We start from the raw sequence: 12,074 nt of genomic DNA on the forward strand, positions 1-12,074 counted from the left end.
GACCCGTACGGCCGGGACGCCCCGGGGGACCGGGACGGCCGGGAGACCCCGGAGGTTCCGGGGGACCGGGACGGCTCCACGGCGGTCCCGCCTCGTGCCGCCCCCGCGACGGACCCGTGGCGCGCGGTTTCGGGCGCTGACCTCATGCGCGGCCTCCTACTTGTCCTCGTCGAGGGTGTACGTGCGGTCGCGGGGCGGGACGGTCGCGTCGGAGCCGCCCGCGACCAGGGCCAGCCGGACGTGCGTGGCGAACGACTCGGCGTACGCGACCCGCTGGGCGTCGGCGGTGTCCAGGGCGAAGGTGATGGGCACCGCCTCGGTGGCGGTGCGGCGGCGGTCGTCGCTGGACTGGCCGGGTTCGAGGGCGGTGAGCTCGCCCACGTCGATGACGCGGGCGTTCTCGACGATGACCTTGGACTGGTCGCGGCCGTTGTCGTTCTCGGCCTTGAAGGTGGCGTAGATGTTGACCCGCGCGCCCGGATCGATCTTGCCGGCCACACCGGTCGCCGCGTCGATCATGATCGCGATCTCCTGCTGCCCCACCTCCAGCGCGGGCCGGTCGACGATCATGTCCCGCTGGAGCAGGGAACCTTTCTCCAGGCGGGTGACCGCGATCTTGCCGCGTATCTCGGAGAGGCGCGTGACCGCCGTCGAGGACAGCCACCGCTCGGGCATGGAGACCTTCTCGAACTGGCCGGCCGACAGCTCCTTGTAGGGCGCGACGTCGCTCTTCAGACGGTACGCCGTGACCTCCGGGCCGACCTTCGAGTTCACGTCGCGGACCACCGACAGCACCCCGGCGAAGGCGGCGAGGGCGCACAGGGCGGAGAGGACCAGCAGGAGGACGCCGCGGCGCTGGCGGGAGTTCACTGGATCTCACCTCGTGGGGGCGTGCCGGGGACCGGGCGGAGCTGCTGTTCCTGCCGGGGGGCCGGGGGTCGTGGCCCGGGGTGGTGCGGCATGACGCGGACAACCTCGTTCGGAGCGGGGACGACGGGCGGGGCGGGTCGTGCTGGCCGTGCGGGGTGGTGCCGGTGTGCGGTGGGACGAGCAGGCGGTGCGGGTCGGCGGGGCCGGGTGCCCGAGGGGCTAGGTGGCGCCCCGGGGCAGGGCGCGCACCGGGGAGACTGCCCGCGCGGTGGGCGTCGGAAGCTCCGGTGGCGGCGGCAGTGACGCGGCGCAGAAGGCGCAGCGGTCACCGATGAGTTCGAGCCCGCACCAGTGGCACTCCTCGCGCCGCACGGACGACACCAGCTGGTAGAGCACGGAGACGTCGTACAGCCCCGCGGCGAACTCGGCGAGCCTGGCCGTGCTCCACCAGCGCGCGGACTCGGCGGGCAGCGGGACCGACGCGACGCCCTGCACGCGCCAGGCCGGGGCGAGCGTCGCGGTGAGCCAGTCGGTGGGCAGCTGCCCGGCGGCGACGAGCAGCCGGGTGCCGAACTCGGGCCCGGCGGGCGGGTCCTGCTGCCCCACCCGTACGAGCTGGGGGCTCGGGGTGGCCAGGACGGCGAACTGGCTGCCCGGCATCCACGACTTGGTGTGGGACTTCAGCGACACCGGGACCCGGTCGAGCCGGGCGACGGAGCCGAGCAGGGCGCCGGCGTAGATGTAGTGGGCGAGCAGCCGCGCGGACGAGGCGAGCACGCCGGGGCTGAAGTCGCAGACGGAGAGCTGGCGCAGCTGCTGCGCGAGCAGGGCGAGGCCGAGCGGCGGCAGGTCGACGCCGAGCAGCGCGATGCGGTCGCTCTCCAGGACGGAGCGCACGGCGTGCAGCCGGCGGACGGCCGGGGTCGCGGCGGAGGCCGGGTAGAGGGCGATCACGTACTCGTGCTGCTCGATCAGCGTGTGCATCCCGGTGAGCGAGCTCTCCAGGGACTCCAGGGGCTGGACGGCGGCGGGCGGCGTCTGCCGGTCGTGCGGCGGAAGCACCAGATCGGGACTGGTGACGGCTATCGCGGTCGGCACGCTGCACACCACCCCGTTCACCGCGGCGGGTGGCCGGCCACCGCCGCGGATCGCCCCTGTCGGTCGCGGACCGCCTCAGAACGTCACTGTGGGGTCCTCCTGCATCTGCACCATATCCACGGCATGCCCCGCTCAACACCGAATCCGGAAGAACGACTCACTGCAAGTGAGAGCATGATCAACACAGCGTGAGCCATTTCGGCTCCAACTCCAGTTCGAATTCCGGGTTTTGGCGGGGCCGGAGGTCTTGACAACCGAATTGGTCTGGACCAAATCTGTACCCCGGGCGGCGACGGTCACCGTCCTTCCGCACCCGGACGACGGCCGCCGCCGTCCCCTTCTCTCTCCTCCCCTCCCTTCCCCTCCACACCTCTTCCTCCTTCTCCCCCTCCTCCCCCACTCCTCCCGGAGGTCCCAGTGGACCGCGTGTCACCCATGCCCCCGCACCCCCTCCGCAGACGGGGCCGCACCCTGGCCGGCGCCCTCGCCGCCGTGCTGTCCGCCTCCGCCCTCTCCCTCACCGGCCTGGCGGGCCAGGCCGCGGCCGCCGACGTCGACAACGCCGCGAACGGTGGCTACGAGTCCGGCCTCACCGGCTGGACGTGCTCCGCCGGCAGCGGCACCACCGTCTCCTCCCCCGTGCACGGCGGCTCGGCCGCGCTCAGGGCCACGCCGGGCGGCCAGGACAACGCCCGCTGCAGCCAGACGGTGCGGGTCGCGCCGAACTCCACGTACACGCTGAGCGCGTGGGTCCAGGGCGGCTACGCCTACCTGGGCGCCACCGGCACCGGGACGACGGACGTGTCCACCTGGACCCCCGACTCCTCCTCCTGGAAGCAGCTGCGCACGACCTTCACCACGGGCGCGAACACGACCTCGGTGACGGTCTACACGCACGGCTGGTACGGGCAGGCCGCGTACTTCGCCGACGACCTCTCGGTGGTCGGCCCGTCCGGCGGCGGCACCGGCACCCCCGCCCCCACGGTCCCCTCCGCGCCCGCCGGCCTGACCGCGCCCGCCAGGACCTCCACGTCCATATCCCTGGCGTGGAACGCGGTGTCCGGCGCGACCGGCTACAACGTCTACCGCGACGGCACGAAGGTGCAGGCGGTGACCGGCACCTCGGCGACGGTCACCGGACTGACGGCGTCCACCTCGTACTCCTTCCAGGTCACCGCCACGAACGCGGCCGGCGAGTCCGCGAAGTCGGCGGCCGTGACCGCCACGACCTCGTCCGCGGGCACCGGCGGCGACGGCACCGCCCTGCCCAAGCACGCGGTGACCGGGTACTGGCAGAACTTCAACAACGGCGCGGCCGTGCAGAAGCTGTCCGACGTCCAGTCCCAGTACGACATCATCGCGGTGGCCTTCGCCGACGCGACGTCGACGCCGGGCGCGGTGTCCTTCACCCTGGACTCGGCGGGCCTGAACGGCTACACCGTCGACCAGTTCAAGGCGGACATCAAGGCCAAGCAGGCGGCCGGCAAGAAGGTGATCATCTCGGTCGGCGGCGAGAAGGGCACGGTCGCGGTCAACAGCTCCGCGTCCGCGACCGCCTTCGCCGACTCGGTGTACTCCCTGATCCGGACCTACGGCTTCGACGGCGTGGACATCGACCTGGAGAACGGCCTGAACTCGACGTACATGTCGCAGGCCCTGCGCACCCTCTCCGCGAAGGTGGGCCCGTCCCTGGTCATCACGATGGCCCCGCAGACCATCGACATGCAGTCGACGTCGAACGAGTACTTCAAGACGGCCCTGAACATCAAGGACATCCTGACCGTCGTCAACATGCAGTACTACAACAGCGGTTCGATGCTCGGCTGCGACGGCAAGGTGTACAGCCAGGGCTCGGTGGACTTCCTCACGGCCCTCGCCTGCATCCAGCTGGAGGGCGGCCTGGCCCCGTCCCAGGTGGGCCTCGGCCTGCCGGCCTCCACCCGCGGCGCGGGCAGCGGCTACGTCTCCCCGACGATCGTGAACAACGCCCTCGACTGCCTGACCAAGGGCACGAACTGCGGCTCCTTCAAGCCGTCGCGGACGTATCCGGACCTGCGCGGCGCGATGACGTGGTCCACGAACTGGGACGCGACGGCGGGCAACGCGTGGTCGAACGCGGTGGGCCCGCACGTGCACGGCCTCGGCTGAACCGCCCGCCCCGAACGACCCGGCCCCCGGCGCCCTCACGGCGCCGGGGGCCGGTCGGCGTTCCCGCGGGCGGCCGGGGCACGGCGCCCGGCGGACCCGGGCGTGCGGTCCGGCGGCCGGGGGGCCGCACGCTCGTCCGCGGCACCGGGGCAGGCGGGCCGGCCGCCCGCCGCGAGCGGGTCCGGGGGCGGTGAAACATTTCCGGGGGGCCGCCGCATCAAGAGGGTGAGGGCGGCACCGGGAACACGGGGGACGGCATGGGACAGGATCGCGCGAACGGCTACGCGGAGTTCGCGAGGGCGCGCACGGGGCACCTCTACCGGTCCGCCTGCCTGCTCACCGGCGGGGACACCCATCTCGCCGAGGACCTCGTGCAGGAGACGCTCGGGCGGCTGTACGTGAAGTGGGGGCGGGTGTCGCGGGCGGACAACCCGGCCGCGTACGCGCAGACCGTGCTCACCCGGACGTTCCTCGCCCACCGGCGGCTGCGCAGCAGTGCGGAGCGGGCCACCGACGCCCTCCCCGACGTCCCCGACCGGCGCGGCGCGGACGCCGACGCGTCCCTGCGGCTCACCCTCGTCGAGGCGCTGGGCCGGCTGCCCGCCAAGGACCGGGCGGTGGTGGTGCTCCGCTACTGGGAGGACCGCTCCGTGGAGGAGACCGCCGCCGCGATGAACGCCAGCTCGGCCGCCGTGCGCACCCGCTGCGTCCGCGCCCTCGCCCGGCTGCGGCTCCTGCTCGGCGAGGAGCTGGGCGAGTACGCGGCCTCCTGAGCCGTCCGTCCGCGTCCCGCCGTACCCCGGCCGCGGCGGTCCGGCGCAGCGGCCCGGCCGTCCGGCCCCACGCCCCCCGACCACCCTCTTCCGAAACGGTGATGTGCCATGCCCGTCGAAACACGCGAAGACCCCTTCGAGGACCGGCTCGGCGACGCCCTGCGGCGGGCCGGCGGCTCCTTCGAGACGGACCGGGCCGCCCTGGCCGCCGGCGGCGCGGCCCGGGGGCACCGGGCGCTGCGGCGGCGCCGGGCCGCCGTCCTCACGGGCGGCGTCGCCGGCGTCGCGCTCCTGGGCGTGGGCGGCGCCCTGCTCGTGCCCGCGGGCTCGGGGGACGACGGGCAGCGGTCCGTGGCGGCCCGGCAGGCCACCCCCTCGCCCGGCCGGGAACCCGCCGCGGTGTCCGGGGCCGACCTGCTCCGCACGCTCAAGGGGCTGCTGCCCGAGGGCGGGGTCAGCGGGGAGCACGCGCGGGGCACGGACGAGGGGCTCACGCCGTACGCGCACGTCGTGTACGACGACGGCGAGGGCGGCGCGGCGGTGGAGGTGAGCCTCGGGCGGACCGAAGAGGCCGCCGCGTGCCCGGACCGGGTGTTCACCCCGTACGACTCCTGCGAGGAGGAGAAGCTGGACGACGGCTCGGCGCTGGTGCTCTTCCGGGGGTACGAGTACGCGGACCGCCGCGAGGACACCAAGCGCTGGTACGCGGAGCTCGTCACCCCGCAGGGGCAGCAGGTCACCGTGACCGAGTGGAACGCCGAGGAGGAGAAGGGCGCGCCGGTCAGCAGGGAGGAGCCGCCGCTGACGACCGCGCAGCTGGCGGAGATCGCCGCGGCGCCGGAGTGGCGCGAGGCCGTCGACGCCGTCCCGGGCCCCGGGGCGTCGGCTCCCGCGGGCACCGGCTCCGAGGCGCCTTCGGCCGCCGAGGGCACCGGCGTCCGGAAGACGCTCGCCGGGCTGATGCCCCGGGGTGTGAAGGTGGTCGCGGACGGGGGCCAGGCGCCCGAATACGCCTACGTGGTGGTCGACGACGGCAAGGGCGAGAGCTTCGTGCAGGTCAACGTGCAGCCCGACATCACGGAAACCCTGCCGCCCAACACGCGGAGCGTGGCGGACCAGCTCTTCGGGAGTGGTGCCGAGACCCTGCCGGACGGTACGAAGCTGACCACGCAGCAGGGACCCGGCGACGACAAGGGCCTGGGGCTGGTCATGTGGACCGTCGACACCATGCGTACGGACGGTCTGCGGGTCGTGGTCAGCGCCTTCAACTCCGGTTCGCAGGTCACCGGCCCGACCCGGGACACCCCCGCCCTCGGCATGGACGACCTGCGGAGGATCGCCACCAGCAAGGAGTGGGACCGGCTCCGCTAGTGCCGTGACCGGAAAGGTCTGCCGTGGGCTCGCGGCGTCCGGTGCGGTGCATCGCAAGGCGGAGGACCACCCTCGTACCGGGCGTACCCGGGTGGCTCCGACAACGCGGCGTGGGGGTCCCCCCTGCTCGAAGAGCCAGGGGGAGTGCCGTGCCGGGCGTCGTGAGCCGGTGCACCTTTCCGGTCACGGCACTAGAAGCCGCCGCTAGAAGAACTCCGACCACGGCTGGTCCCAGACCTGCTTCACGCACAGGACGACGAACAGCACGCCCGCGACCGCCAGCATGGCGTTGCTCAGGACGCCGTTGCGCCATTCCCGGGGGGTGCGCGGGGAGTTGAGGAGCCACAGGAGGGTCAGGGCCAGGAACGGCATGAACGCCGCGCCCAGGACGCCGTAGAGGATGACCAGGCGGAAGGGCTGGCCCTGGAAGAGCAGGACCATCGGCGGGAAGGTCAGCCACAGCAGGTACGCGCGGAACGCCCAGGAGCGCTCCCGCCGGCCGGAGGCGACCTCCTCGGCCGAGGCTCCCCCGGCCGGCGCGGCGCTCCCGTCCCCGGTCCGCCCGCGCCCCCGGTAGCGGGCCACGAAGTCCGCCCACATCAGGCTCACCCCGTGCCAGACCCCGATCAGCGACGTGAAGGAGGTGGCGAAGAAGCCGATCAGGAAGAACCTGGCCGTCGCCGTGCCGTACTCGTCCTCCAGGATGTCGCCGAGCTGGATCAGGCCCTTGTCGCCGCTCGCGATGGCCACGTTCGCCGAGTGGAGCAGCTCCGCGCCGACGAACAGCATGGCGATCACGAAGACGCCCGTCGTGATGTAGGCGACGCGGTTGTCGAGCCGCATCACCTTCATCCAGCCGGTGTCGGTCCAGCCCTTGGCGTTGACCCAGTAGCCGTACGCGGCCAGCGTGATCGTGCCGCCGACGCCGCCGATCAGGCCCAGGGTGTTGAGGACCGAGTCCTTCTCGTCGGGGAGGACCGGCAGGAGGCCCGCGAAGGCGTCGGCCAGGTTCGGGGTGACGCGGACCGCCAGGTAGACGGTGACGACGAACATGACGCCCACGAGGACCGTCATGACCTTCTCGAAGACCGCGTACTGGTTGAACCAGACGAAGACCAGGCCGACCAGGCCGCACAGGATGCCCCACCACTCCAGGCCCATGACGTCCGGGAAGAGCGCCTGCAGCGGCAGCGCGCTGGACGACATCGCCGCCGCGCCGTACACGAAGCCCCAGACCACCGCGTAGACGACGAAGAAGTACGTGGTCCAGCGGCCCAGGCTCGCCCAGCCGTCGAAGAGCGTGCGGCCGGTGGACAGGTGCCAGCGGCCGGCCGCCTCGGCGAGCGAGATCTTCACGACGCAGCCGATCACGGCGGCCCACAGGAGGGTGTAGCCGAAGTTGCTGCCCGCGACGAGCGTCGCCACCAGGTCGCCCGCGCCGACGCCCGTGGCGGCGACGACGACGCCCGGACCGATGTACTTCCAGCCGGCTTTCCGGGGGGAGGCCGCGGTCCCTCCCGTCGCGCTCCCTCCCGCCGCCGTCCCGGTGCCCTCGGGGCCGTCCGCCGTCCCGCCCGCACCGGTCGCAGTTCCGTCCGTGCCGCCCGCCCGGTCTCCAGTCGTCTCCGCCATGCGGATCAAGAAAGCGTAAAGCGCGCGGGCGCACAAGAGGGCGTGCGGCGACCGGCACGCGATGTCCACAGGTCCGGACGGCGGCACTTCGGTGCCCCTTGCTTTCCGGTCAGTTCACGGCGTCCGTGGCCTCCGCTCGCCCCTTTTCCTTGACCCGTACATGACCCTCGCGCACGATGAGCGCCACCCGCACCGGACCCGACGACCCCGCGGGGCCGGCGGCTCCGCACATGTTTCGCCCCGCACGTCGCACGGAAAGACCACCCCCCGCTCCACTCCGCCTCCGGAGATCCCGGACGCCCTGGAGAACGTAGGAGAACCCCATGCGACTCCGCATCCGCGGCAGGGCCGGCACCGCCCTGGCCGGACTGCTGGCCCTGGCCCTCGCGGGCCCTCTCGCCGCCACGGCGACCGACGCGGGCGCCACGAGCGCGAAGCGCCCGGCCGCCTCGGCGGACGACATCCGCCAGTACGAGATCCGGCTGCGCTCCGGCCCCGCCTCCCGTACGGCGATCCAGCGGGCCGGCGTCACCGTCGACGAGGCCGACGAGGAGACCGTCGTCGTGTCCGGACGGGCCGCCCAGATCGAGGAGCTGCGGCGGCTCGGGTACGAGGTGAGCCCGCTGGGCGCCGCGCCCGACCGGTCCGCGGGCGAGGACGGCACGCGCCTCTTCGACTTCCCCTCGGCCGACTCGCGCTACCACAACCACGCCGAGACGACGGCCGAGATCGACCAGCGCGTCGCCGCCCACCCGGCCATCATGAGCAAGCGCGTGATCGGCAAGTCGTACCAGGGCCGGGACATCGTCGCGATCAAGATCAGCGACAACGTGGGGACCGACGAGTCCGAGCCCGAGGTCATGTTCACCCACCACCAGCACGCCCGCGAGCACCTCACCGTGGAGATGGCGCTGTACCTGATCCGCGAGCTGGGCGCCGGTTACGGCTCCGACTCGCGCGTCACGAACATGGTGGACAACCGCGAGATCTGGATCGTCCCCGACCTCAACCCGGACGGCGGCGAGTACGACATCGCCACCGGCTCCTACCGCTCGTGGCGCAAGAACCGCCAGCCCAACAGCGGTTCGTCGTACGTCGGCACCGACCTCAACCGCAACTGGGGCTACAAGTGGGGCTGCTGCGGCGGGTCCTCCGGGTCGACGTCCTCGGAGACCTACCGCGGCTCCGCGGCCGAGTCCGCGCCCGAGACCAAGGTCGTCGCCGACTTCGTGCGCAGCCGGGTCGTGGGCGGGAAGCAGCAGATCAGGGCGAGCATCGACTTCCACACCTACAGCGAGCTGGTGCTCTGGCCGTTCGGCCACACCTACTCCGACACCACCACCGGCATGACGGCCGACGACCGCAACGCCTTCGCCGCGGTCGGGCAGAAGATGGCCGCCAGCAACGGCTACACCCCCCAGCAGTCCAGCGACCTCTACATCACGGACGGCACGATCGACGACTGGCTGTGGGGCAGCCAGAGGATCTTCGCCTACACCTTCGAGATGTACCCGTCGTCCGGCTCGGGCGGCGGCTTCTACCCGCCCGACGAGGTCATCGAGCGGGAGACCGCCCGCAACCGCGACGCGGTGCTCCAGCTGCTGGAGAACGCCGATTGCATGTACCGCTCGATCGGCAAGCAGGCGCAGTACTGCGCGCAGCCGTAGCGGTCCGGCGGAGGGGAGGCCGGGAACCGCGCGGTTCCCGGCCTCTACGGCCGTGCCCTACGCGACGGTCCCCTCGGCGGGCTCGTCCTCGGAGTCCGAGGACTTCGCGGACTCCGCCCGGTCCGCGGGCTCCGGCGCCTCCGCCTCGTCACCGCCGTCGTCGAAGTAGGCGTCCAGGACCTCGTCCAGGCTCGCCTCCCACTCCTTGTGGCGGGCCCTGGCCGTGGCCTCGATCTCGATCGGGTACCAGCGGCGGTCCGGCGTGTGCACCGTCAGCGTGAACCGCCTGCCGAAGCGCGGCGACTCGGTCTCGACCGCGCCGATCTCGTCCCAGCGGAACTCGCACTCCTGGTCGTCCAGGCGCAGGCGTACGCCGTCGCGGTCGGCGCGGACCGAGGCGCGGCGGTCGGATGCCTCGAAGACCGGGCCGTCGTCGTCGGAGACGGCCCCGTCCTCGTCCTCGCTCTCCTCCTCTGCGTCCGCGCCGGGCACCGTGCCGGTGTCAGTGCCGGCGGCGGCCGCAGGGACGGCGGTGCCGGTGCCGCCGGCCTCCGCGGACGCGTCCGCGGCGGGGGAGGACTTCTCGGGCGTCTCCTCCGTCCCGGCCGTCTCCGCCGCCACCGCGTCCTCGGGCTCGGCGGCCTCCTTCTCGGCGGGGCGCGGGCCCGTGATGCCGGGGATGAACGCCGGGTCGGCCGCGGCGCCCTGCAGGGGCTGGATGTTGGGTCCTATGCGCTGCTCCACGGCGGCAGTATGGACGACGCGCCTGTGGCCCCGCCAAGCAACCCCCGCATCCCGTGCGGAAAAAGAGCGCGTCCGTCGCGTACGTCCCGTACGGCACCGGCGGCGCGGACGTCCCGCACGGCACGGCCGCCCCGTACGAAGGTGTACGGGGCGGCCGTCCCGCCGGGCGCGGCGCGCGTCACACGAAGACGCTCAGCACCGCCGCCACCGCGAACCCGACCACCGACAGCACCGACTCCAGCACCGTCCAGGACTTCAGGGTGTCGCGCTCGCTGATGCCGAAGTACTTGGCGACCATCCAGAAGCCGCCGTCGTTGACGTGCGAGGCGAAGATGGAGCCGGCCGAGATCGCCATGATGACCAGGGCGACGAAGGCCTGCGAGTGGTCGCCCTCGGACAGCAGCGGGGCCACGATGCCCGCCGTCGTGACGATCGCGACCGTCGCCGAGCCCTGGGCGACGCGCAGGACGACCGAGATCAGGTACGACAGGACGACCACCGGCAGGCCGACGTCGTTGAAGGTGTCGGAGAGGGCCTGGGCGACGCCGCTGCCCTTGAGGACCGCACCGAAGATCCCGCCCGCGCCGACGACCAGCAGGATGTTGCCGACCGGCTTCAGGGACGCCGTGGACACCGTCTCCAGCGACTTGCGGGACCAGCCGCGGCGGATGCCGAGCAGGTAGTACGCGAGCAGCAGCGCGATCGTCAGGGCGACGAAGGGGTGGCCGAAGAACTCGATCACCGAGCGGCCGGTGCTGGGGTCGAAGACGATCGAGGAGAAGGTCGCGAGGAGGATCAGGACCAGCGGCGTGCCGATGATGGCGAAGACCGTGGTGAGGGGGACGGGCTTCTCGGCCGGGGTGACGCCCGCGGCGCGCTGGTCGGCGGCGAGCGCGGCCTTGGCCTCGTCGGCGGCCTCGACCATGTCCTGCGGGACGGGCACGAAGAGGCGCCTGCCGATCCAGGCGGACCACGCCCAGGCGGCGAGCACGGCGGGGATGCCGCAGACGACGCCCATGAGGATGACCCAGCCGAGGTCGACCTTCAGCAGTCCGGCGGCGGCGACCGGGCCGGGGTGCGGCGGCAGGAACGCGTGCGTCATCGACAGGCCGGCCAGCAGCGGCATGCAGTACAGCAGGATCGACTTGCCGCCCCTCTTGGCGGCGGCGTAGACGATCGGCGCGAGGACGAAGATGCCGACGTCGAAGAAGACGGGGATGCCGAAGATCAGGCCGGTCAGGCCCATGGCGAGCGGGGCGCGCTTCTCGCCGAAGAGGTTCAGCAGCCGGGAGGCGAGGACCTCGGCGCCGCCGGAGACCTCCAGGACGGCGCCCAGCATGGTGCCCAGGCCGATGATGATCGCCACGTGGCCGAGGGTGCCGCCCATGCCGGACTCGATGAGGGAGACGGCGTCGGAGCGCTGGACGGTGCCGAAGAGTTCGGTGACGGAGAGGCCGGCCGCGAGGCCGACGGCTATGGAGACGGCGAGGAGGGCCACGAAGGGCTGGAGTCTCGCCTTGATGATCAGGAAGAGCAGCAGCACGATGCCGAGTGCGGCGACGGTCAGCAGACCGGCGGTGCCGGGGATCAGCGCGAGCAGGCCGCCGGTGTGCGCCGGTCCGGCGGCGGGCGGGGTCGCGGCGAGCGGGGACATGGGTGGTGACCTCGTACTTCCATGAAGCTTTCGGGGCAGGGGGGATCGCGGCGCGGCGCTCCGGGGAACCGGGGAGCGCCGCGCCGTGACGGTGTGCGGGTGCGCGGGACGCGCGGC

Annotated in this window: 9 protein-coding genes; 4 read left to right on the top strand and 5 right to left on the bottom strand. The window is 72.9% G+C overall.

Features of this window, described 5'->3' with window-relative positions; genetic code table 11:
* Positions 1-156 precede the first annotated feature (156 nt).
* Both cpaB and IE271_RS04775 read right to left on the bottom strand, forming a co-directional pair.
* A complete protein-coding gene (gene cpaB, locus IE271_RS04770; protein ID WP_190188873.1) occupies positions 157-870 on the bottom strand; it encodes a Flp pilus assembly protein CpaB in 714 nt (237 codons plus the stop codon).
* 219 nt (positions 871-1,089) lie between these two features.
* Positions 1,090-1,968, bottom strand: a complete 879-nt coding sequence (locus tag IE271_RS04775) for a hypothetical protein (protein WP_229919118.1) — start codon at positions 1,966-1,968, stop codon at positions 1,090-1,092.
* A gap of 435 nt (positions 1,969-2,403) precedes the next feature.
* Between IE271_RS04775 and IE271_RS04780 the strand changes: the two genes are divergently transcribed.
* The 3 genes from IE271_RS04780 to IE271_RS04790 all read left to right on the top strand — a co-directional run bounded on the left by IE271_RS04780 (position 2,404) and on the right by IE271_RS04790 (position 6,260).
* On the top strand, positions 2,404-4,116 hold the full coding sequence (locus IE271_RS04780; RefSeq protein WP_190188875.1) for a chitinase: 1,713 nt from the start codon (positions 2,404-2,406) through the stop codon (positions 4,114-4,116).
* Between the two features lie 257 nt (positions 4,117-4,373).
* Entirely contained in the window at positions 4,374-4,889 is a 516-nt protein-coding gene (locus tag IE271_RS04785; RefSeq protein WP_190188876.1) for a SigE family RNA polymerase sigma factor, read from the top strand.
* Between the two features lie 108 nt (positions 4,890-4,997).
* Entirely contained in the window at positions 4,998-6,260 is a 1,263-nt protein-coding gene (locus IE271_RS04790) for a hypothetical protein (RefSeq protein ID WP_190188877.1), read from the top strand.
* A 204-nt stretch (positions 6,261-6,464) separates the two neighbouring features.
* Here the strand turns inward: IE271_RS04790 and IE271_RS04795 are convergent, their stop codons facing one another.
* The gene (locus IE271_RS04795; protein WP_229919119.1) at positions 6,465-7,892 is read right to left on the bottom strand and encodes an Nramp family divalent metal transporter; all 1,428 of its coding nucleotides are present in this window, start codon (positions 7,890-7,892) and stop codon (positions 6,465-6,467) included.
* A 323-nt stretch (positions 7,893-8,215) separates the two neighbouring features.
* On the opposite strand from IE271_RS04795, the gene IE271_RS04800 reads away from it, so the two are divergent.
* The gene (locus tag IE271_RS04800; protein WP_190188878.1) at positions 8,216-9,559 is read left to right on the top strand and encodes a M14 family metallopeptidase; all 1,344 of its coding nucleotides are present in this window, start codon (positions 8,216-8,218) and stop codon (positions 9,557-9,559) included.
* Positions 9,560-9,616: 57 nt separating this feature from the next.
* On the opposite strand, the gene IE271_RS04805 is transcribed toward IE271_RS04800, so the two are convergent.
* Complete coding sequence (locus IE271_RS04805; RefSeq protein ID WP_190188879.1) at positions 9,617-10,303, bottom strand: hypothetical protein; 687 nt, start codon at positions 10,301-10,303, stop codon at positions 9,617-9,619.
* Positions 10,304-10,481: 178 nt separating this feature from the next.
* A complete protein-coding gene (locus IE271_RS04810) occupies positions 10,482-11,957 on the bottom strand; it encodes a GntP family permease (protein WP_190188880.1) in 1,476 nt (491 codons plus the stop codon).
* Positions 11,958-12,074: the final 117 nt, after the last annotated feature.

The sequence above is a fragment of the Streptomyces minutiscleroticus genome (assembly GCF_014650875.1).
In the GTDB taxonomy this organism is placed as follows: Bacteria; Actinomycetota; Actinomycetes; order Streptomycetales; family Streptomycetaceae; genus Streptomyces; species Streptomyces minutiscleroticus.

Bases quoted from the DNA above. Each gene is read 5' to 3' on its own strand.
- IE271_RS04780 (WP_190188875.1), top strand. From the start codon at position 2,404: ATGCCCCCGCACCCCCTCCGCAGACGGGGCCGCACCCTGGCCGGCGCC.
- IE271_RS04785 (WP_190188876.1), top strand. From the start codon at position 4,374: ATGGGACAGGATCGCGCGAACGGCTACGCGGAGTTCGCGAGGGCGCGC.
- IE271_RS04795 (WP_229919119.1), bottom strand. From the start codon at position 7,892: ATGGCGGAGACGACTGGAGACCGGGCGGGCGGCACGGACGGAACTGCG.
- IE271_RS04810 (WP_190188880.1), bottom strand. From the start codon at position 11,957: ATGTCCCCGCTCGCCGCGACCCCGCCCGCCGCCGGACCGGCGCACACC.
- IE271_RS04800 (WP_190188878.1), top strand. From the start codon at position 8,216: ATGCGACTCCGCATCCGCGGCAGGGCCGGCACCGCCCTGGCCGGACTG.
- IE271_RS04790 (WP_190188877.1), top strand. From the start codon at position 4,998: ATGCCCGTCGAAACACGCGAAGACCCCTTCGAGGACCGGCTCGGCGAC.